Genomic DNA, 21,164 nt, shown 5'->3' on the forward strand with positions numbered 1-21,164 from the left:
CTTCAACTCAACGAAGATCGGCCTTTTCAAAGTTTGATTGCCGTATACTTAAATTTTTTCATAAAATTTAGGGCGTAACTTTTTCATAAAATTGACGGGTGTTTTTAAGCGCTTATCATCGGGGCGCACATGCAAGCTTGCCGAAGTTGAATATTGAAAGCTTTAAAACATCAAGCCGAAATGCGTCACCGTTATTTTGTTTAGCACTTCTTGGCTTTAGTAGCTCATGTCTCCATACCCCCTTTAAAAGAGTAAAAAACAAACTACCACTTTAAGGAAAAGCTGTTTTCCTTTACGACTTTAAGGTGTCTATAGTAATATTTAAACAAACAAAATGGAGACCTTGCTGTGCGATTCTTTGCCGACGGACCATCTATTCCCGATGAATTATTGTGGGAGAGAGATGAAGGCAAAGTGGTCTTTTTCTGTGGTGCCGGCGTATCAAGGGCATATGCAAACTTGCCCGATTTTTTTGGCCTTGCAAATGTTGTAGCCAAACATCTGGGAATTGGTAAGGATAGCGATGCTTATAGGCTTATACACTCGGCGCATGAAATAGAAAAAAATGCAGGCATTAGCGGCTTGATCTCGGCTGATCGTATTTTTGGCCTGTTAGAAAGAGATTTTCGTGCCGGAGATATTGAAGAGGCTGTTGCATCAGCACTGGATCCCGAAAAACAATATTCTCCCAAAAAGCCTAATTACTTGGAAGCGCATCAAATTTTATTGGATCTCGCAACCGGTGTAGATGGGAAAGTCAGGTTGGTTACGACTAATTTTGACCGCCTGTTTGAACAATGCCGGAAAAGGCTCAAAATCTGGCAGCCGCCGAAATTGCCTGATCCCTCACGCGTCGACGAGATGGATGGAATTGTTTATCTCCATGGGCTTGCAACGAAAGACTATCAAGGCGCAGAAGGCGACGGATTTATTCTTTCTACTTCCCAGTTCGGGAAAGCTTATCTTGCCGAAGGTTGGGCAACAAAGTTCATTCGCCAAATTCTTGATAATTACACAATTGTCTTTGTCGGCTACAGTGCCGATGACCCGCCGGTGCAATATTTGCTTGAAGCTTTACACAAAATGGAGGCAACGCATAAAAAAATTTATGCTTTCCAGTCGGATGATGGGGAAGATGTCATCAATCGCTGGAAATACAAAGGTGCTATGCCAATTTGTTTTCCTGCGGGCGGTTATGATATTTTATGGAAAACGCTTGGAGCCTGGGCGAAAAGAGCGCGCAATCCCGACAAGTGGTATGAACAGGTCATCAAAAAATTTGCGAGTAACCCTCGCGCACTTCAACCTTTTGAACGCGGGCAGATTGCGCATATTGTTTCATCAAGTGAAGGGGCAAAAAAATTTGCAGAAGCAAAACCGGTTCCTTCGGCAGAATGGCTTTGTGTTTTTGATAAATCTTGTCGGTATTCAAGAATACCTATATTGTTTTCATCCTTACTAGACGAGAATTTTGTTGATCCTTTTTCTCTTTATGGCCTTGATTCAGATGAGTTGCCCCGACGTCTCTTCATTAGAGATGAAAACCAAAAGTCAGCGACTCCTTCGGATGCATGGGATGCTTCCCATACCTTCGACCCGATAGTTGACAGTCACGTGCCGGACATCCTGTCGAATGTATGGGATGCTTTTCATATCAATCAACAAGACCTTTTTTCACTGGAAGTTGCAAATATCAGTTCGTTCGTGGATAATGCTTCGCTACTTGTCAATCGGCTAGAACAACTGGCGTTATGGCTTACAGAAGTCATTGATCAGCCAGCTACACTGTATTGGGCAGCTAATCAAAATTCACTCAACCACCTAGTTGTCGATATCATTCGACGCAAATTAGCGACCTATCCACAACTTATGAACCGCCTTATTCGTCAGAGATGGCGATTATTGTTAGAAAAGTGGGAAAATATATACCCTTGTCGTGATGATGAGTTGAACGATCTATTAAGCAAAGATAAAAATTGGAATACATCAATTCTGAAAAAGTTTGAGCAGTTAACACGTCCTCACCCGTATGTATTATCTTCCTTATACTTGCCATCAAACTCACAAAAACTCAAGATTAACAGGGAAAATATCAACGAATTTGCGTTCGTTGATATTACATATCCATCTTTTGAGAAAACCTTTAGCATTCCTGATAAGTGGTGTTCTGCAGCAGTGAAAGTACTCAGAAAAAATATGGAAACTGCAATCTCATTCGAAAAGAAGTTTCGTAATTATAACGCTATAACTCTCCAACCAATCGGAGGTGAAAAAAAACATACCACTAACAGCCAGCGAACAGAGGGTCTTTCCCATATGGTCATATATTTCTCAAAACTTTTTGACCAATTATGTAAAATCGATCTTTCGTCTGCTAAACTTGAATTCTTATCTTGGCCGCAGAACGACGGTATTGTCTTTGCCCATCTAAGAATATGGGCAGCAGGAAAGGCGGAAATCGTTACCGATGGTGAATTCGGGCAGTTTATCTCATCCCTTTCAGACAGAACATTATGGGCTAAGCAGCATAAACAGTATCTGTTGTCTACATTGGCGATACGTTGGGTAAATTTGGACAGTGTTACTCGTTTCTTGATTGAAAAAAGGTTACTCGAGAATTTTTCTTACTTTACAGGGGAAGATCAATCCACACGGAAAAAACGTCGAGCGCTGCAAAGCCTGACGTATTTATATTGGCTAAAATCCAACGGATGTAAATTGTCGACAGCAACGCAAAGAAAAGCTCAAAAACTTCGGTCCATTGTCCCTGATTGGAGCGAAGAAAGGGCACGCAAAGCCGGTCAATTCACGCCTAGCAATTTTGAATCCACTAATACTGATTATACTACTCTATTAAACATTCCAATTTCAGAGTTATTGCCTGAAGCAAAAAGAATTCAACCGAGTCTCGATTGTTTCAGCATTTTCGACAGCCCGTTCAAGGGATTGGTAGGAGTTAAGCCGGTACATGCATTTTCTGCATTATGCTTTGAAGCCAAAAAGGGCATTTTTCAACCATGGGCATGGGAAACATTTTTTCATTCAAATGCTCGCAAAGCTGATCAAAACCGCTTCAAGCTTTTAATTGCCAATCGTCTTCTTAACTATTCGGATGAACAGATCGCTATAATTATTGAACCTGTTAGTTATTGGCTCTATAATACTGTAGAAATACATGAAAACACATGCATTCCCGTTTTTTTTCGTCTTGCAAAAAAACTCGTCAAAATATTGCAAACGGAACCCGATAAAGACCTCTCGACTATTGTGAGAAACTCAGGAAAAATAACCGATTGGTTTTCAGAAGCCAAGTTTGCACCGTCAGGAAGAATCACACTGGCTATTTTAACGGAACGTTTTAAAAACAACCTTAATGATAAACATTTTCATCACGATTGGTTTGGATTGATCGAATCCCTCTTGAAGCTGCCTGATGGTTCCCGCCCATATGTTCAGGCTATTTTGTTCAGCGACATTAATTGGTTTTTTAAAACCGATAAAAATTGGACCCAAAAAAATTTGCTGTCGATTTTACATAATAGCAACTCTATCGACTGCGACGCTGCATGGTCGGGTTTTTTAAGCTCTTATGCACTTCAACGTTTAGACATTTACAATATTGTTAAAGATGATCTATTTGAATTTATTAATACAAATAAAAATATTAACATTGAAGATATTTATACTATTGACCATATTATGCTTGAATTATGGGACAAAACAAATGACGACATGACTGAAAGATGTTGCATAGATGACGAACTTCATGAGCTACTGACAAAAACCGATGATAGATTCCGCACAGGATTCTTAGAACTAGCTAAAGATCGGATTCGAAATCAAAACGGCGCTTCCGATCAATGGAAATCACACCTCTCCGAACTTATAAAAATCTGGCCGAAGCAAGTGACTGCTTGGTCGACTGAAGTATCTGCTGGGTTTTGCGAATTATTACTAGAAAGTGGCGAGCAATTTCCAGTTCTACTAAAATTGGTGATAGATCGTTTGAATAAGATAATTCCTCCCTACTCTATCAATTTTTATAATTTAATGAATTCTGACCCTGACAACAAAATTATTCAGGACTATCCAAAAGAATTATTGGAATTGCTATTTACAGTTTTGCCTGATGACGCCCGTCAATGGCCTTACGACATGGATGATATCTGGGTAAAAATAGTCGAAGCTGATAACAGTGTAGAAACGGACGAGCGTTACGTTGAATTAAAACGACGTTATTCGATCTGACAACTATAAACCATGAGAGATCGGAGTGATGTTTTTAAAGCTTCATCTGGTTAGAAACAAAGCGTTATCCGGCACAATCTCTCATCTTGCCGTTTATTCGACTGGATTTGACTGTGAAAGTTGAAGCAAAGAGAACAACCACCGCCTCGCTCTAGCCGCAGACCGGAACGATTGAATAAACGGCAAAAGACTTGAAATAAGAATTAGCATTTTAAAGCCGCGCATTTTCCTGCTAGACTTGTTTGCCAGCTCAAACGCGCATTGGCTTTTTAAACTGAACCCTCTGCCCGTCAAATTTGAAAAAACAAATGCCTAAAGAAAGCGCGAGTAAGCTGGTTTAAAAAGCGCCAAGCTTTTCGCGTGGTTCAAGCGTGCCAGTACAATGGACTGTTTATTTGCCGTTACAAAATTGTTTGGTAATTTCTGCCACATGATGTCCGAGATATTTGGCTGTGTTCAGATCTTCTATTTTCGGCGTGACATCCGGTGACGCATTGTCCGACTGCGCCATAGCGCCGAGCCAGCTTCCGATACCATTAAGATCATTGCGTGTTTTACCGGAAAGCAGACCGAGATTGACCCATATCATCGCATGTTGGGCGGCAAAAAGGCTCATTGTCATCAAACTGTTGAGCTTGTCGCCATGTTCGGCTCCCGAATTGGTAAAACCCGCTGCAATCTTGTTGCGCCATTTCTGTTCAACAAAAGCCGGACCGGTTGAATCTTCCATGAATTGTTTGAAACGTGCGCTCACCGTTCCATTATAAGTGGGCGAGCCGAAAATAATGGCATCGGCTTTTTCAAGCAGGTTCCAATCGACCGGTTTTTCATCAAGCCCGATCAAAAATGTTTCGGCATTTTGTACTTCTTTCGCTCCCTCTTCGACATAATGCGCCAATTTTTCCGTGTGCCCGAAGCCACTGTGATAAACAATTGCTATTTTCATCTTCGCCAAAACCTCTAAAAAACCGTGACTGATTATTCAAAAAACCCGGTATCTTCCTGTCACCCGACACGCAAGTTTTAACAATATTTTATCGTTGTGATTTCATGAATTTTTTTATTAAAGCTATGATTGATATTCATGAATTATAAAACCGGCTGAGGCGACAATTATTTCAAACAAAATAGTCGCAAAACGATTTGAATAAAATTTGTGCCACACGTTTTCACTTTCGTTTTTTGCCTCACGCTTTCATTTTGTATTCCGCTCGATATTCCTTTTTTCATGAATTCTATTCATCACTTCAAACAATTCTACCTCGGTAAACATTCCTCTTCCCATGACGTAAATTTAAGGGAGTTGAGGGAGGGAATAAAATTAGAAGGAATGGAACACGATGGAACAATTAAAAAACATGCATTCGTTGAATGGCAACCGTCGGCAGGTTCTCACCGCTTTGGCTCTATTGATGGCAGCGCCGCTTTTCACAGCACTGCCGCAAGCTGCACGAGCACAAGAATTGCAGTCGCATAAGAATTTTAAAGGGACAACAACAATGATAAGCAAAAAACGTGTTCTGGGTTCCGGTGCAAATAGTCTTGAAGTCTCTGCTATGGGGCTTGGATGCATGGTCATGACCGGAGCACACGGGCCGATTGCCGACCATCAGGAAATGGTCAAGCTCATCCGCACTGCTTTCGATCAGGGCGTGACACTTTTTGACACGGCGGAAGTTTATGGACCGCTTTTGAATGAAACACTTGTTGGCGAAGCTGTTGAACCTTTTCGCAACGAAGTGGTGATCGAAACGAAATTCGGTTTCAACATTGTAGACGGAAAACAATTACCGGGTTTCAACAGCAAACCGGATCATATCCGCGCTGTTGTTGAAGGTTCATTAAAACGGTTGCGCACCGATCATATTGATCTTCTCTATCAACATCGTGTCGATCCGGATGTACCGATCGAAGATGTGGCAGGAACTGTCAAAGACCTTATCAGGCAAGGAAAAGTTTTGCATTTCGGCCTTTCGGAAGCAAGTGTCAAAACAATCAAGCGCGCTCATGCCGTGCAGCCGGTCACAGCTTTACAAAGCGAATATTCGTTAATGTGGCGCGAACCCGAAAAACGCATTTTCCCGGCAATTGAAGAAATGGGCATCGGTTTTGTGCCATTCAGCCCATTGGGGCGCGGGTATCTCACAGGTGTTCTCAACGAAAATACCAAATTCATGAAAACCGATTTGCGTTATGGAAAGCCGCGTTATTCGGCAGAAAACATGAAAGCAAACCGCCCCTTTGTGGACGCACTTGATAAACTTGCTTTGGATAAAGGTGTCACCGGACCTCAACTTGCACTGGCCTGGTTACTAAAACAACATCCGTGGATTGTGCCAATACCGGGCACAACGAAGCTTGCCCATCTTAATGAAAATCTCGCAGCCGTGGATATTACATTGGATGATGCGGATGTTGAAAAAATCAACCGCACTTTGTCGGCAATTCCAATTCATGGAGACCGTTACGGGCCGGAAGAAGCCAAAGCCATCGACCATGATGACGATTAATTAACGGTAGGAAAAGGTGATCTCTCATGAGCCAGATTGGCAAAGGCAAGGATGAAACCGTTATCGAACCGCTTCAGCCGATCATTGATGCCCATCATCACCTTTTCGACCGTCCTCCGCTTACTTATCTTTTGAAGGACTATCTTAAAGATGCCCGCTCTGGCCATAATATTATCGCTTCGGTTTATGTAGAAACACAGGCTTTCATATCTCATTCAGAGCCGGAAGTTATGCGCCCTGTTGGTGAAGTGGAATTTGCAAACGGTGTAGCGGCAATGTCCGACAGCGGCGTTTATGGCAAAATCAAAGTAGCGGATGGAATTGTCGGATATGCCGACTTGCGTTTTGGCGAAAAAATTGCACCGCTCCTTGATACATGTATTGAACGGGCAGGCACTCGCTTTAAAGGTGTCAGACAAAATATCATTGATGATAAAAGCCCGTTGCCATTCAAATTTGTGACCAATAGGCCACCGCATGACCTTGTAAACCACCCCGATTTTACAAAAGGTCTTGCCGAAGTTGAAAAGCGCCATCTCACATTCGACATTGGCGCTTTTCACCACCAATTGCCACAAATTGCAAAGCTTGCCGATGCTTTTCCCGACCTTGTTATTGTGTTGAACAATATGGGGCACGTTATGGCTTTGGGCCTTGACGAGAAAGAAAAGAAAGAAGCGCTTCAAACATGGCGAAACAATCTTCGAGAGCTTGCAAAACGACAAAATGTCGTCTGTAAAATTGGCGGGCTCGGTCTGCCGTTTTTCGGTTTCAATTTGCACGAGCGTAAAGATGTCGTCACCAGTAAAGAGCTTGTCACACTCTGGCGGCCTTATATTGAAACAGCAATAGACGCTTTCGGCGTTGAACGCTCGATGATGGAAAGCGATTATCCGATGGACGGGCGTTCATGCGGATATGTGCCGCTATGGAATGCGTTGAAATTATGCGTTTCGGGCGCATCAAAAGAAGAAAAAGACAATCTGTTTTATAAAGTTGCAGCAAAAACCTATCGTATCAACATTGAGGGGCTTGTTTGAATGGCAGGTTTTCATAAACAATTTGTAAGACGACTTGCCAACGGTTTCTTCGGTTTATTTTCAGGTCTTTTCCTTACAAGTCTCGCATTTCTAGCTGTTTCAAGTGAAGAAGCGCAAAGCCAAACTTTGAAAGGTGAAAATGACATGAACCAGATCGATATTGTTTTTAACGATACCGGAAAAACCTGCACGATCAAGCTTGATGACAGTGATGAAGCGCGTGATTTAATAAGTGAGTTGCCGCTCGAACTTACGCTTGAAGATTTTAACAAAACCGAAAAAATTGCCACCTTGCCGAAAAAGCTTGATGTCAAAACACAGCCAAAAGGGTTTAATCCCGAAAAAGGTGACGTTACCTATTATATTCCTTGGGGTAATCTTGCCATTTTTACGCGCGATTTCCGCTTTTCGGAAAACCTCGTGCATCTTGGAACACTTTCCGGTTGCATGGAAAATTTTGACCAACAGAAGACTATTCCCATAAGACTTGAAAAAAGCAAAATCTCGAACGCCCGCTAGCCTTCGTAGCTCAGGATGATAAAAATGCCGCCTGCCCGGTCGTAAAAAAAGCGGGGTGAAACTCGTGAGTTCTGGCTAAAGCCACGGCTTTATTGATCTGTCAGTCATTCGATATTCGAGGGGAACAATGAAATTTTTGAATGATCGTGACGTTTCACAAATTTTATAGATGTGAGCGGAGCAATATCAATTTTAAACAAAGATGAAAGTGGTGCTTTCAACACGTCAATCATAACCATTCGCAAAAAATTGGCGTCGGCGACAATCAATGTCGGTTCGGCATAGTTTGCCTGTTCAAGCCAGTCTACGGTCTTGTCATAAAGAGTTTTGAAAGTGGTTCCCCCATGCGGAGCTGAATAGGGGTCACTCAGCCATTGCTCAAGCTCGTCTTCCTCTTTATTTGCGAGTTCTTTCAAGGCTTTCGCGTGCCAATGCCCGTAATCGATAACAGGAATTGAGAAATCTATTTTGAAATCAAGCCCCAATAATTCGACTGTGCGGATAGATGAGGTAAGATTGGCGCAAACAATATTCATGCCCTTTTGAACCGAAAATTTTTCGGGCAAAAGAACATCGCTATCAAGACTTTCATTACCGGGAAAAATGCCACGCTGTTCGGCGCGTGTCATGCCATGAGTCATAATAATAATTTCCGCCATTTCGCTTCCCGATCTTTTCTGCATTTCAAACACGATCAATTTCTAAATTGTCACAGACAGTAATCTAGTAGTTTCAAACAGAATTTGACAGGGATTTTGCTTGAGACTATGGTGAGCCTCACATTCAACTTCGTGGAACCCGGTGTCAATCCGGGGCGGTCGCGCCACTGTGACTGTCTACCAATCATGGGACAGAAGCCAGAACTTCGATTTGATTGCTTTTTCCTTAAACTCAAGGACGCGTTATCCTGAAGGAGGTTTCATGTCTATTAAAACGGCGCATGCGCCGCAAACCATATTTGTTCCGGCCAAAACCATTCCGGTCAAAGCCATTTTGCCATGGGCTATATTTGGCGGTCTTATTTGCCTCATCGCACTTTATTTCATCACCACAGAGCAAGGTGCATTGTCGCTTTTCAGCGGCACCACCATTCATGAATTTGTTCATGATGGGCGCCATCTTCTCGGCTTTCCATGTCACTGAGGAGATAGAATAATGGGTTCACTCCTTTATCGGGGCATGTTGGTCGGCCTCGTTGCCGGTCTTATTGCGTTCGGATTTGCCCGCCTTTACGGCGAGCCTTATGTTGATCGTGCCATTGCTTTTGAAGAATCCCATGAAGCGGCAGAGGAAGCGCAAAGTGGCCATTCCCATGAAGCTGAAGAAGAAGTTGTCAGCCGAAAAACACAAGCCGGTTTTGGCCTTTTGACTGCACTTGTGGTTTTTGGTGCGGGGGCAGGCGGGCTTTTTTCCTGCTTTTGCAGCTATGCTTTCGGACGGTTAGGAAAATTGAACATCATGGCCACAAGTCTACTGATTTCGGCTTCTGCCTTTATTTCGGTGGTATTGGTGCCACAGTTGAAATATCCATCCAACCCGCCAGCGGTCGGGCAACCGGAAACCATTGTTTCGCGTACCGAAGACTATTTCGCGCTTATTCTGGTGTCGCTTCTTGCCATGGTTCTGGTTTATGTTGCGGCAAACCGGCTTAAAGCCAAATTCGGCGGGCTTAATGCGGCGATTATTGCTATGATCGGCTATGCTGTATTCATGGGTATCGTCTATTTCATTATGCCGGTTGTCAACGAAGTTCCAGCCGACTTTTCGGCTGATGTCTTGTGGCATTTCCGCATTGCGACTTTCGGTATTCAAGCCATATTGTGGCTGATACTCGGTGTCGGTTTCGGTTATCTTGCCGAAAGACATATGAAAAAACTTTAGCGGGGGATTGCAAGGAATAGCCAAAGCGGAAATTTTCACGAAAAACTTTTATCTTCGACAAGTTACTTTTGTCTTCGACGGGGAACTTTCTGTCTTCAACAATGAACTTTCTGTCTTGGACTGGAATTTGTCCAAGTTTCCGCTTCTATTCCTTGCATCACTAATTCACTTTCTGTCATACTCTTTGTCTCTATAACAGAAGGTTCCAACCTTCTGTTTGTTTTTAAGCACCGGCTTTCGACCGGTCGCGGATTTTAAAAAAACAGGACAACGAGAATTTTATGAAAATTTACATTTCAGCCGATATAGAGGGGGTGGCCGGTGTGGTTATCCCCCAGCAATGTTCATCCGGCAATGCCGAATATGAACGGGCGCGCCGCCTGATGACCAACGAAGTCAATGCTGCTGTTACCGGTGCATTTGAAGCCGGTGCAAAAGAAGTTGTTGTGAACGATTCCCATGGTGCAATGGTCAATCTTGTTCCCGAACTCCTCCATCCCGATGCCGAACTTATTCAGGGAAAACCGAAACCGCAAAATATGGCTTGCGGGCTTGCCGATGGCGGTTTCGACATGGTTTTTCTTGTTGGCCACCATGCCGGAGCAAGTCTTGAAGGCGTGCTTGCCCACACCACCAACAGCCGCGCTTTCCGTGCTGTCTATCTTGGTGACAAACGATTGGGTGAACCCGGCATTTATGGCGCTTATGCGGGCGAACTCGGTATTCCTGTCGGGCTTTTAACCGGCGACAATTGCCTTGAAGAACAAAACAGGGAATTCTTCCCCAAAGCGAGATTTGCAACAGTCAAACATGCTTATGCCAATCGTGCCGCGCGTTCTCTTTCGCCCACAAAATCTTGCGAAAAAATAAAAGCAGCCGCCTTTGAAGCCGTCAAGAACAGGCATGAAATGAAACCCCTTATTATACGCCCACCTTTTATGGTGAAATTCGAGGTTCTTTTGCCGGCCCTTGCCGATCAGGCCGCACATCTACCTCCTGCCAAGCGTATTGATGCCGTAACAATAGGCTTTGATTGCAATTCGGTTCGTGATGCAATCGGCTGGATGAGCGCTGTTTCTGCACTTGCCGCTTCTGTCATGTGAGAGAAGGCTTGAACTTTTCATGAACCATGAAAGCGGGTGAAAGCCCGCTTTTTTATGTTTTTGGATGACCGGTTCCCCATTCAACACAATATGGGATATGACCGGCTTTCAATGTAGAATATGACCGGCTTTTCGATTGTGAAGCTTCAAATTTCCGCGCCGATCTTGGCACATTTTACAAAAGCGGGCTTATGATTTTTCCGGCTTAAAATGTTCCCGAAAAGAAAGCTTACAAACCGGTATCGAAATAAAATTCTGAAACCGACTTCAAAGCATAAATGCCAAGCAAAGGGAAACAGTTTCCCCTTCGCTTGACAAACTTAACGAACAATCACCAATTGCCGGAAAATCAATAAATGCCGGTATGGATTTCGCCATCCTGCCCCATCCATGCGCGATACATTCCCTCGCTATTGAAAGGCAGGCACACTTCGCCCTTGGCATTGACGGCAATAAGCCCGCCCTCGCCGCCGATTTTTGCGAGATCTTTGACAACCGATTGCGCGGCTTCTTCAAGTGTTTCTTTTCCCCAGCGGATACGGGCGTCGATTTCGTGCGCTGCGGCATAGCGGATGAAATATTCGCCATGTCCGGTTGCCGAAACTGCACAGGTTTTGTCATCTGCCCATGTACCGGCACCGATAACCGGACTATCGCCGACACGACCAGGGAACTTGGCAGTCATTCCGCCGGTCGATGTTGCCGCCGCTACATGGCCAAAAACATCACAGGCAACCGCGCCGACTGTGCCATGGCGCCGTGAAGGGTCATTTTCTTCCCCGCCATTGCGGCGGCGCTCCATTTCCTGTTCAAGCGCTTTCATGCGCCGTTCGGTGTAAAACCATTCGGCCGGTTTGATCTCAAGCCCGATCTCGCGGCAAAATTCATTGGCTCCTTCACCGGCAAGAAAAACATGTTCGGTTTTTTCCATAACAGCGCGGGCTGCAAGAACCGGATGACGCGGCCCGAAAATTCCGGCAACGGCACCGGCATTGCGGTCACGCCCGTCCATGATGGCGGCATCCATTTCCTGCGTGCGGTTGGTGGTATAAACAGCACCACGACCGGCATTGAAAAGCGGATCGTCTTCAAGTGCCATAACGGAAGCAGTGACCGCGTCAATGGCCGAGCCATTTGCCTTCAGCACAGCGCGCCCTGCCTCAAGTGCCAATGTCAGCCCATGACGATAGGCTTTTTCCTTTTCTTCCGTCATATCTTTCGAGCGCATTGTGCCGGCGCCACCATGAATGGCGATAACCGGTTTTACAGGAGACGACATTTCAAAGTCCTTTCAAAAAACCATTTCAGGCTATTTTAAAAAATAGCGTTCCGACGCCGGTCAATTGACGTCGATTTTGGGATCGAGCGCGTCACGCAAGCCATCGCCGAAAACATTGAAGGCCAAAACCGTAACGAAAATTGCAATACCCGGATAAAGGGTGAGGTGGTCGGCAACGCCCATATAGCTGCGGCCTGCTGCAAGCATTGCGCCCCATTCGGAGCTTGGTGGTTGGGCACCGAGGCCGATAAAAGAAAGGCTTGCAGCGGTTAAAATAGACGTGCCGATACGCATGGAAAAATAAACAATCACATTGGGCAAGGTTCCGGGCAGCAAATGGCGCAATACAATCATATGATCGGAAACACCGATGGCGCGCGCTGAATCAATATAGACAGCCTTTTTCATCGAAAGCGTCGTCCCGCGCGAAAGGCGGGCAAAAACGGGTACAGAAAACACTGCAACCGCATAAATTACATTGTCAATTCCCGGCCCCAGAATAGCAATGACGGCAATGGCAAGCAAAATGCCGGGAAAGGCAAACAGCACATCGGAAATGCGCATAATAAGCGAGTCAAGAAAGCCGCCATAAAAGCCTGCAAGAATTCCCAGAAACACCCCGATAAGACCGCCAAGCGTAACCGATAGAAAACCGACTGCCAGAGAAATACGCCCGCCATAAATGATGCGGGTAAATATGTCGCGGCCATATTCATCGGTTCCCGCCCAGTGGGCGGCAGATGAACCCTGCAAAATGGCATTATAGTCGGCACTATTGGGATCAAGCGTCATGAATAAAGGAGCGAAAATAGCCGAGCCGATCAACAAAAGCAGAAAAACAAGTGCCACAATTGCCGCTTTCTGGTGCGCGAAACGGCGCAAAAATTCGCCGAAGGGCTTGCGCGTTGCCTCGGCAACGAGTGTATCGGATGAAGTGTTCGCACTCATGAGTAACGGATCTCCGGATTAACAAAAGCATAGAGAACATCAACCAGAAGATTGATAAGGATGAACTCTAGTGAAAAGAGCAAGATCAGCGCCTGAAGAACCGGATAGTCGCGATAGGACACTGAATCGATCAACAGTCTTCCAAGACCCGGCCAGGAAAACACTGTTTCGACAACAATCGAGCCACCAAGCAAAAAGCCGAATTGCAGACCCACCATGGTGATGACCGGAATAAGCGCATTGCGCAATGTGTGTTTCCATGTCACCAGACGTTCGGGAACCCCCTTGGCGCGCGCAGTGCGGATATAATCCTCACGTGATATTTCGATAAAGGCCGAACGCGAAAAGCGCGCCATAACAGCAGCAACCCCGACGCCGAGTGTAAATGACGGCATGATAAAATGAAGTGCCGTTCCATAACCGCCGGTTGGCAGAAGGCCAAGGCGCACAGAAAAGAGATTGATCAAGAGAAGGCCAAGCCAGAAGACCGGAAATGAAATGCCTGAAACGGCCACAACCATACCGGTATAATCCTGCCAACGCCCTCTTTTGACCGCCGAAAAAACACCGATGAGTAGCCCCAATATGGTTGACCAGATCATCGAAAAAACGGTGAGCCAGACAGTTGGCATAAAACGTTCGCCAATTTCCGAGGAAACGGGTTTGCGGGTTTTCAAGGATTCGCCAAAATCACCATGAACGGCGTTTTCCACAAAGGTCACATATTGCGCCCATATCGGCCGATCAAGCCCAAGTTGCGAGCGCATGGCTTCCACTGTTTCCGCATCGGCATCAACACCGGCTGCAAGACGGGCAGGATCGCCCGGCAAAAGCCGCACAAAACCGAATACGATCAGTGATATGACAAAAATCACCGGTATGATGGAAAGCAGGCGTTTGATAATAAAAGCAAACATCGAAAATCCCGAACTTTAGAGTGAATGGCGCGAACACGCGCCTATTCTCCGTTATTATCCAGTTTAAAAACCCGTGTTCCAATTGCTAACCACGGGTTCAATTCAAAAAACTCCGTCTCAATCGGCAAATTTTGCATCTTTCAAAAGAAAACCGCCATCCGGCAATGCATAAACACCTTCAAGGTTCTTTGTTTTGCCGGAAAGCACGTCTTTCTGACCAAGGAATATCCATGGTGCATCCTGAAAGATGATCTTTTGTGCTTTGCCGTAAAGTTCGGCGCGTTTTGTGTCATCTGCCGTTTTAACGGCATCTGAAAGATCTTTGTCGACCTCGGCATTTTTATAATAGGCAACATTGAAGAGATTGGGCGGGAAACTTTCGCTCGAAAAAAGCGGGCGCATTCCGTAATCGGCATCGGCGGTTGATGCCGACCAGCCGCCAAACTGCATTTGCACTGTCGATTCTTCGGGTGTTCTTGCGCCCCATACGCGGTCAGCCTCGACACCGGCTTCAAGCGGTGTAACATTCACTTTGATATTCACCGCCGCCAATTGCTGCTGCAAAAACTGCAAACCGCGAATGACCATGGTGCTGTTTTTGCCGAAAATTTCGGTGTTGAAACCATTCGGATAACCGGCTTCTGTCAAAAGCTGTTTGGCTTTTTCGATATTATATTCATATTGACCGACATTGGTGTAATATTTCAGGAGTGGCGGAATAGGTGATGTCGCCGGTTCGCAAAAACCGTTCATCACAACTTTGCAGAAGGCATTTTTATCAACTGCATAATTCATAGCCTGACGCACACGCACATCGTCAAACGGCTTTTTCATTGTGTTGATTGCCACATAATATTCGGCAATAGACGGTTCTTTGGTCACAACCAGATTGGGCATCTTCTGCGCAACGGCAAAAAGTTCCGGCGGAAAATCGGGAACGAATTGCACTTCTTGCGCCTGCAACATGGCAAAACGCGCACCATTTTCCGGAACCGAACGAATGGTGACACCGTCAACGCCGACAGTGCCATTCCAGTAATGGTCGTTTTTTATGACTTCAAGCGTGTCGCTTGAACGGTTTTTGAAAATAAACGGGCCGGTGCCAACGGGGTGGCGGTCAATATCGCGACCATATTTTTCAAGAGCCGCCGGAGAAATCATCATGGTTCCGGTATGCGCCATGGAAGAAGGAAAAGCCCCATATGGTTCTTTGAGGATTACCTTGACCGTATAATCATCAACAATGTCGACATGGTCGAGCATGGAAACAAGAACGCGACGCGACAATTTGTTTTCAGGACTTGCAAGCCGTTCAAGATTGATTTTGACTGCCTGCGCATTAAAGTCTGCCCCGTCATGGAACTTCACGCCTTTACGCAAATAGAAGGTAAATTCTTTGGCATCGCTTGAAGCTTCATAACGTTCGGCCAGAAGCGGTACAATTTTCAAATCCTTGTCGAACCCCAACAAGCCTTCATAAATCGTCCGGAGCGAAGTCATGGTCAATGTATCATTGATATTGGTCGGGTCGAGTTTTGTCAGATTGACAGGAACTGCAACCGTCAACGTTTTGGCTTCTGACAGAGCCGGCATCAACATGGTGGTACAAACGAGCCCCGCAGCAAGCAATCGTTTCAAATTCAACATCAATCATCCATTTCGTTGGTTTGTCGAGATTTATTGGTTTAATGATAAAAGTTTTCAAAAAGCGGCAGCAAGGCTGCCACCCTTATTTTCATTCATCGGTAAATTTGGCGCCATCAAGCGAGAAACCGCCATCGGGCAACATATAAACGCCTGACAATTTTTTGGTTTTCGCAGAAATATTCTGCTTTTCGCCAAGGAAAATCCATGGCGCATCTTCAAACACCGTTTGCTGGACAATTTTATAAGCTTCCGCACGTTTTGTATCGTCGGCGGTTTTTATGCCTTCGGCGAGAGCCTGATCGACCTTTTCATTTTTATAATAGGAGGTGTTATAGAGATTGGGCGGAAAGCTTTCGCTGGCAAGGAGCGGACGCAAACCATAATCGGCATCACCTGTTGAAGCCGACCAGCCGCTATAAAGCATTTGCACGTCGGATTTTTCAGGTGTCTCGGCCCCCCAGACACGGTCAGCCTCGACACCGGCTTCAAGCGGCGTTACCGTAACCTTGACATTGACCTTGGCAAGTTCCTGTTGCAAAAACTGCATGGCACGAATAACGGCCGTGCTGTTTCTTGAAAAAACCTCTGTTTCAAAACCGTTTGCATAGCCTGCCTCGGCCAGCAATTGTTTGGCTTTTTCAGGGTTATATTCATATTGCCCGACATTGGTATAAAAGCGCAATAGCGGCGGAATCGACGATGTTGCCGGTTCACAATAACCGTTCAGGACAACCTTGCAGAAAGCTTCCTTGTTGACGGCATAGTTCAGGGCTTTGCGAACCCTGATGTCGTCAAAAGGTTTTTTCATGACATTCATCGATGTATAAAATTCATAGATCGACGGGGCTGTTGTTACGTCAAGTGTCGGTATTTTTTTGGCAACTTCAACAAGTTCGGAAGGAAAATCCGGCACATATTGCAATTCGCCGGCCTGCAACATGGCAAAACGGGCGCCACTTTCGGGAACCGAGCGGATGACAACGCCATCGACATCGGCAACTTTACCCCAATAATTTTCGTTCTTTGTCACCTCGAAAATATCACCGCTCCAGCTTTTGAATTTGAACGGTCCGGTTCCGACAGGATGACGATCAATATCCTTGCCATATTTCTTGATTGCTGCCGGAGAAATCATCATTGTGCCGGGGTGGGCAAGCGAGGAAGGCAGCGCACCATAAGGCTCTTTGAGATAAATTTTGATTGTATAATCATCGACAATGTCGACATGGTCGAGCATCGAAATCAACACCCGCCGCGACAATTTGTTTTCCGGATTGGCCAAACGGTCAAGATTGAATTTCACTGCCTCGGCGTTAAAATCCGTACCGTCATGGAATTTGACGCCTTTACGCAAATAAAAGGTAAATTCCTTGGCGTCGCTAGAGGCTTCATAACGTTCGGCCAGAAGCGGAATAATCTTGTAATCCTTGTCGAAACCCAACAGCCCCTGATAGACTGTGCGCAGCGATGTCATTGTCAATGTGTCATTGATATTGGTGGGGTCAAGTTTGGTGAGGTTGAATTCGACACCGACAGCCAAAGGTTTGGCTTCAGCCCAAACCGGCATTGCTGCCAATACCGAAACCAGTCCGGCTGCAAAATATCGTTTAACAAGCTTCATTTTCCCTCTCCTTCAAACAATAGACCCGATTGTTCAACGCGTTCAAAAATGCCCACCGGATGACAGGCAACAAAATGTTCCGGCTCTACTTCAATGAGCGGCTCGACCAAAGGTTCATTACCCGGTTCCCTTACAGGGCTTGGCACTTCCCCTTCAATAAGTGGCCGCTCGATAAAACGGCGCGCCGGATCGGCTATCGGTACGGCGGCAAGCAAACGCTGCGTATAAGGGTGAAGCGGATGATTGAATACTGCCTGCCTTGGACCGATTTCGACAATCTGGCCAAGATACATCACCGCCACACGGTGACTGATACGCTCCACCACAGCCATATCATGGCTGATAAAAAGATAGGATAACCCCAATTTTCTTTGCAAGTCCATCAATAGATTGACAATTTGCGCCTGAATGGAAACATCAAGGGCTGCCACTGCCTCGTCGGCAATGAGGAGTTCCGGCCCGCAGGCCAATGCGCGGGCAATACACAGGCGTTGACGCTGGCCACCGGAAAATTCATGCGGGTAACGGCGCGCCACATGTGGCGGCAGGCCTACCGCCTGCAACAATTCCTGCACGCGCTCGTCAACCTTGTTTGCGGGAACGAGTTTATGCGTCAACAAAGGTTCGGCAATCGAAAAGCCGACAGTCAAGCGCGGATCAAGCGAGGCAAACGGATCCTGAAACACATATTGGATGTTCTGGCGTATCTTGTGGCGCTCGGCATTATCCATTTTTAAAATGTCGCGCCCGTGAAGCAGAATTTCGCCGCTCCTCGGTTCGGTCAATTGCATGATCGTGCGCCCGACAGTGGATTTGCCGCAACCGCTTTCACCGACAAGTGCCAGCGTTTCACCCGCTTTAATGGAAAAGCTCACCTGCTCGGCAGCATGAACCCGCCCTGTCACCTTGCCAAAAAAGTTCTTTTTGACATCGTAACGGGTTACAAGTTTCTTCACATCAAGCACAACATCATCTTGCCTCACTGTATTCTGCGGCAGTGCTTGAACCTTATCTTTACCGGTTGTGCGTATATCGAATGGACGTGGCAATTTTTCATTGGCAAGTGCACCAAGTTGCGGAACTGCGGCAAGCAAAGCTTGCGTATAAGGTGCTTGCGGGTGCTTGAAAATTTCGTTCGACGTGCCTTCCTCTATCTTGTCGCCACGACACATCACAAGCACGCGGTCGGCAACCTCGGCAACCACACCCATATCATGGGTGATAAAGACCACGCCCATACCAAGCTCGTCCTGCAACATGCGGATAAGGCGCAAAATCTGCGCCTGAATTGTTACATCAAGCGCGGTTGTCGGTTCGTCGGCAATGAGAAGCTGCGGGCGACAGGCAAGTGCCATTGCAATCATCACCCTTTGACGCATACCACCGGAGAGCTGGTGCGGGTGGCGATCAAGAAGCCCCTTGGCATCGGGAATACGCACCTTTTCAAGCATGGCAAGCGCTTCCTGACGCACTTCCTTGTGCGTACCCCCCTGATGAAGGCGGATCGCCTCGCCAATCTGGTCACCTATGGTGAAAACAGGATTGAGCGATGTCATCGGTTCCTGAAATATCATCGCAATATTTTTGCCGCGAACGCTATTCATTTGCGATTGGGTGAGCTTTGTAAGATCGCGCACTGCATTCTTGTCGTTAAAGAGCACCTCGCCGGAAGAAATTTTACCACCGCCGAATTCGATAAGACGCATGATAGAGAGCGACGTCACCGATTTTCCTGAACCGCTTTCGCCCACTATTGCCAATGTTTCACCGGCATTGACCGAAAAATCAAGCGACTTCACCGCACGGAAATTGCCGTCTTCGGTTTTGAAATCGACATCAAGGCCTTTTACGTTTAACAGCGGCGCATCCAAATTGACCAACCTCTTTTCTTCCGACATTTCAACCGCTTTCCGGAACGCGTTTGAAAAAGCTGACTTCACCCGCTTTTTTAACGTACTCAAAATTCAACGAAAGGTTTTTTCTCAAATTCTTTCTACCCACTATGGTTGTTTTAGGCAAAACCAAGGACAGAGCAACCCGTTGTCATGGACAACGCCTTTAAACTGTCTTGCTATGATACAATCACCAGAATCTTGCTTTCTTGGCCGCCATGGCACAAGAAAAGATCGCTCACGATTAAAAATGCCGCCGAATATATATTTTGCGGGCGCATTCCTGCTTTACCTTTTTTTAAAACCGTCAAAGCCGGTTTTATTCACTAAATCGTGCTTGTCGTTCAAGTGTTTTTTTCAAAAACTTTTAAAACTGGCATATAAATTGCTTGAGGGCTTCCTATTTTCCTTTAAAAATCAGCTTGTTGCGGCATTGTTGATAAGTGTGGCAAGCGAGATAAAATGCGACGGTTTCATGGTTGCAGCATTAACGCCCGACATATCTTCAGCCATCCATAAAGACCGTAAAATGCTTTCTTCTGTTGCTTCTATCACCGCCTCGAACATGGGCGAGAGGGCGCGGTCGTCAATATGGGGAACAGCAACCATGTGCGATTCTTCTTCCCTATGGCGGAGTTCTTTTGCCGTAGAAAAAGCAAGGGCAAAATCGCCCGAGCCATTGCTCAACGCCGCTCCGCTTTTGGCAAGCCCCCCGAATGTCCGGTTAGCAAGCCGTTTCAATTGTCTTGAATCGAGGGCCGCATCGGTTGCAACAATCATCATAATCGACCCGTCTTTATCAGCACCCGGTACGGAATAATTTATGTCGCTCTTTTCGAGAATTCCAAGATGCCCACCAAAATTCGACTGCACGAGAATGCCGATTGTATAGGTTTTGTCACCCATTTTAACGAGGCGCGAGGCCGTGCCAATACCACCTTTAAGGCCGAAGGCCACTGTGCCGGTACCGGCTCCCACCGCCCCTTCTTCAAAACGGCCGGAGCGGGCAATTTTCAAAGCTTCGAGCATTTCATCAAAGCTCGGACGCAAAGCCCGTATATTATTCAGCCGTGAATCATTGGTTTCACCGACAACAGCGTTAATCGAAGTTGCGTTTTCATTGCCCTTTTCATGCAAAGTGTAATAGATCAGTGCTTCAATCGCACGACCGGTTGCAAGTGTATTGGTGAGCAATATCGGTGTTTCAAGCTCGCCAAGTTCTTCCACCTGAACAGAGCCTGCAAATTTTCCATAACCGTTAAATGCGCTGAAACCGGCCGGTATCCTGTTTTTAAAAATATTGTCGGAATGCGGAACAATCGCTGTGACGCCGGTGCGGATAGCATCCCCTTCCTTGATCGTGACATGGCCTACTTTGACACCGGCAACATCGGTGAGCGCATTGAGCGGACCACTTTTATAATAACGGGTGACATAATGTTCCGGCAGAGGGTTAGAACAATCATTTTTAGGTGACACGGGTAACCTTTCCAACTCTTTCCTGCATTGTTGCCGAAAAATTCCAAAACGGCAATGTTCGCGAAGAACTCCGAAACAAC

16 protein-coding genes and 1 riboswitch are annotated in these 21,164 nt (G+C 46.0%); of the genes, 7 read left to right on the forward strand and 9 right to left on the reverse strand.

Annotation, left to right across the window (positions count from 1 at the left end):
• The first annotated feature begins 348 nt into the window (after nucleotides 1–348).
• The gene (locus tag GQS64_RS10975; protein ID WP_198231601.1) at nucleotides 349–4,248 is read left to right on the forward strand and encodes an SIR2 family protein; all 3,900 of its coding nucleotides are present in this window, start codon (nucleotides 349–351) and stop codon (nucleotides 4,246–4,248) included.
• Nucleotides 4,249–4,639: 391 nt separating this feature from the next.
• On the opposite strand, the gene GQS64_RS10980 is transcribed toward GQS64_RS10975, so the two are convergent.
• On the reverse strand, nucleotides 4,640–5,194 hold the full coding sequence (locus GQS64_RS10980) for a flavodoxin family protein (protein ID WP_198231602.1): 555 nt from the start codon (nucleotides 5,192–5,194) through the stop codon (nucleotides 4,640–4,642).
• A gap of 553 nt (nucleotides 5,195–5,747) precedes the next feature.
• On the opposite strand from GQS64_RS10980, the gene GQS64_RS10985 reads away from it, so the two are divergent.
• Genes GQS64_RS10985 through GQS64_RS10995 form a run of 3 tightly spaced genes read left to right on the forward strand, consistent with a single transcriptional unit; the run spans nucleotide 5,748 to nucleotide 8,317 of the window.
• Nucleotides 5,748–6,758, forward strand: a complete 1,011-nt coding sequence (locus tag GQS64_RS10985) for an aldo/keto reductase (protein ID WP_077994663.1) — start codon at nucleotides 5,748–5,750, stop codon at nucleotides 6,756–6,758.
• A gap of 26 nt (nucleotides 6,759–6,784) precedes the next feature.
• Nucleotides 6,785–7,798, forward strand: a complete 1,014-nt coding sequence (locus tag GQS64_RS10990) for an amidohydrolase family protein (protein WP_198231603.1) — start codon at nucleotides 6,785–6,787, stop codon at nucleotides 7,796–7,798.
• A complete protein-coding gene (locus tag GQS64_RS10995) occupies nucleotides 7,799–8,317 on the forward strand; it encodes a cyclophilin-like fold protein (RefSeq protein ID WP_198231604.1) in 519 nt (172 codons plus the stop codon).
• 104 nt (nucleotides 8,318–8,421) lie between these two features.
• Here the strand turns inward: GQS64_RS10995 and GQS64_RS11000 are convergent, their stop codons facing one another.
• Nucleotides 8,422–8,976 carry a histidine phosphatase family protein gene (locus GQS64_RS11000; protein ID WP_198231605.1) on the reverse strand — a complete coding sequence of 185 codons (555 nt, stop codon included), beginning with the start codon at nucleotides 8,974–8,976 and terminating at the stop codon, nucleotides 8,422–8,424.
• A gap of 134 nt (nucleotides 8,977–9,110) precedes the next feature.
• A riboswitch (cobalamin riboswitch) is annotated at nucleotides 9,111–9,181 on the forward strand.
• Between the two features lie 57 nt (nucleotides 9,182–9,238).
• On the opposite strand from GQS64_RS11000, the gene GQS64_RS11005 reads away from it, so the two are divergent.
• The 3 genes from GQS64_RS11005 to GQS64_RS11015 all read left to right on the forward strand — a co-directional run bounded on the left by GQS64_RS11005 (nucleotide 9,239) and on the right by GQS64_RS11015 (nucleotide 11,301).
• Complete coding sequence (locus tag GQS64_RS11005) at nucleotides 9,239–9,460, forward strand: CbtB domain-containing protein (RefSeq protein ID WP_075915101.1); 222 nt, start codon at nucleotides 9,239–9,241, stop codon at nucleotides 9,458–9,460.
• 9 nt (nucleotides 9,461–9,469) lie between these two features.
• Complete coding sequence (locus GQS64_RS11010; protein ID WP_198231670.1) at nucleotides 9,470–10,198, forward strand: CbtA family protein; 729 nt, start codon at nucleotides 9,470–9,472, stop codon at nucleotides 10,196–10,198.
• 281 nt (nucleotides 10,199–10,479) lie between these two features.
• The gene (locus GQS64_RS11015; protein ID WP_198231606.1) at nucleotides 10,480–11,301 is read left to right on the forward strand and encodes a M55 family metallopeptidase; all 822 of its coding nucleotides are present in this window, start codon (nucleotides 10,480–10,482) and stop codon (nucleotides 11,299–11,301) included.
• Nucleotides 11,302–11,650: 349 nt separating this feature from the next.
• Here GQS64_RS11015 and GQS64_RS11020 read toward each other — a convergent pair whose 3' ends face one another.
• From GQS64_RS11020 to GQS64_RS11050, 7 genes are all read right to left on the reverse strand, one after another.
• Nucleotides 11,651–12,580 carry an isoaspartyl peptidase/L-asparaginase family protein gene (locus GQS64_RS11020; RefSeq protein WP_198231607.1) on the reverse strand — a complete coding sequence of 310 codons (930 nt, stop codon included), beginning with the start codon at nucleotides 12,578–12,580 and terminating at the stop codon, nucleotides 11,651–11,653.
• Nucleotides 12,581–12,640: 60 nt separating this feature from the next.
• On the reverse strand, nucleotides 12,641–13,528 hold the full coding sequence (locus GQS64_RS11025; protein WP_198231608.1) for an ABC transporter permease subunit: 888 nt from the start codon (nucleotides 13,526–13,528) through the stop codon (nucleotides 12,641–12,643).
• The gene (gsiC, locus tag GQS64_RS11030; RefSeq protein WP_075915104.1) at nucleotides 13,525–14,445 is read right to left on the reverse strand and encodes a glutathione ABC transporter permease GsiC; all 921 of its coding nucleotides are present in this window, start codon (nucleotides 14,443–14,445) and stop codon (nucleotides 13,525–13,527) included. Before gsiC ends, GQS64_RS11025 begins: the two co-directional genes overlap by 4 nt.
• Nucleotides 14,446–14,562: 117 nt before the next feature.
• The gene (locus tag GQS64_RS11035) at nucleotides 14,563–16,092 is read right to left on the reverse strand and encodes a glutathione ABC transporter substrate-binding protein (protein ID WP_198231609.1); all 1,530 of its coding nucleotides are present in this window, start codon (nucleotides 16,090–16,092) and stop codon (nucleotides 14,563–14,565) included.
• An 88-nt stretch (nucleotides 16,093–16,180) separates the two neighbouring features.
• On the reverse strand, nucleotides 16,181–17,713 hold the full coding sequence (locus tag GQS64_RS11040) for a glutathione ABC transporter substrate-binding protein (RefSeq protein WP_077993589.1): 1,533 nt from the start codon (nucleotides 17,711–17,713) through the stop codon (nucleotides 16,181–16,183).
• Entirely contained in the window at nucleotides 17,710–19,611 is a 1,902-nt protein-coding gene (locus GQS64_RS11045) for an ABC transporter ATP-binding protein (protein ID WP_198231610.1), read from the reverse strand. Before GQS64_RS11045 ends, GQS64_RS11040 begins: the two co-directional genes overlap by 4 nt.
• A gap of 411 nt (nucleotides 19,612–20,022) precedes the next feature.
• Nucleotides 20,023–21,084 (reverse strand): P1 family peptidase, encoded by a 1,062-nt coding sequence (locus tag GQS64_RS11050; RefSeq protein ID WP_369805257.1) that lies wholly within the window; start codon nucleotides 21,082–21,084, stop codon nucleotides 20,023–20,025.
• Nucleotides 21,085–21,164: the final 80 nt, after the last annotated feature.

It is taken from the genome of Bartonella sp. P0282, from assembly GCF_048452985.1.
Lineage (GTDB): Bacteria > Pseudomonadota > Alphaproteobacteria > Rhizobiales > Rhizobiaceae > Bartonella > Bartonella choladocola.

Excerpts from the sequence above, each read along its gene's own strand:
- GQS64_RS10980 (WP_198231602.1), bottom strand. The coding sequence starts at position 5,194 with ATGAAAATAGCAATTGTTTATCACAGTGGCTTCGGGCACACGGAAAAA.
- GQS64_RS10985 (WP_077994663.1), top strand. The coding sequence starts at position 5,748 with ATGATAAGCAAAAAACGTGTTCTGGGTTCCGGTGCAAATAGTCTTGAA.
- GQS64_RS10990 (WP_198231603.1), top strand. The coding sequence starts at position 6,785 with ATGAGCCAGATTGGCAAAGGCAAGGATGAAACCGTTATCGAACCGCTT.
- GQS64_RS10995 (WP_198231604.1), top strand. The coding sequence starts at position 7,799 with ATGGCAGGTTTTCATAAACAATTTGTAAGACGACTTGCCAACGGTTTC.
- GQS64_RS11000 (WP_198231605.1), bottom strand. The coding sequence starts at position 8,976 with ATGGCGGAAATTATTATTATGACTCATGGCATGACACGCGCCGAACAG.
- GQS64_RS11005 (WP_075915101.1), top strand. The coding sequence starts at position 9,239 with ATGTCTATTAAAACGGCGCATGCGCCGCAAACCATATTTGTTCCGGCC.
- GQS64_RS11015 (WP_198231606.1), top strand. The coding sequence starts at position 10,480 with ATGAAAATTTACATTTCAGCCGATATAGAGGGGGTGGCCGGTGTGGTT.
- GQS64_RS11020 (WP_198231607.1), bottom strand. The coding sequence starts at position 12,580 with ATGTCGTCTCCTGTAAAACCGGTTATCGCCATTCATGGTGGCGCCGGC.
- GQS64_RS11025 (WP_198231608.1), bottom strand. The coding sequence starts at position 13,528 with ATGAGTGCGAACACTTCATCCGATACACTCGTTGCCGAGGCAACGCGC.
- gsiC (WP_075915104.1), bottom strand. The coding sequence starts at position 14,445 with ATGTTTGCTTTTATTATCAAACGCCTGCTTTCCATCATACCGGTGATT.
- GQS64_RS11035 (WP_198231609.1), bottom strand. The coding sequence starts at position 16,092 with ATGTTGAATTTGAAACGATTGCTTGCTGCGGGGCTCGTTTGTACCACC.
- GQS64_RS11040 (WP_077993589.1), bottom strand. The coding sequence starts at position 17,713 with ATGAAGCTTGTTAAACGATATTTTGCAGCCGGACTGGTTTCGGTATTG.
- GQS64_RS11045 (WP_198231610.1), bottom strand. The coding sequence starts at position 19,611 with ATGTCGGAAGAAAAGAGGTTGGTCAATTTGGATGCGCCGCTGTTAAAC.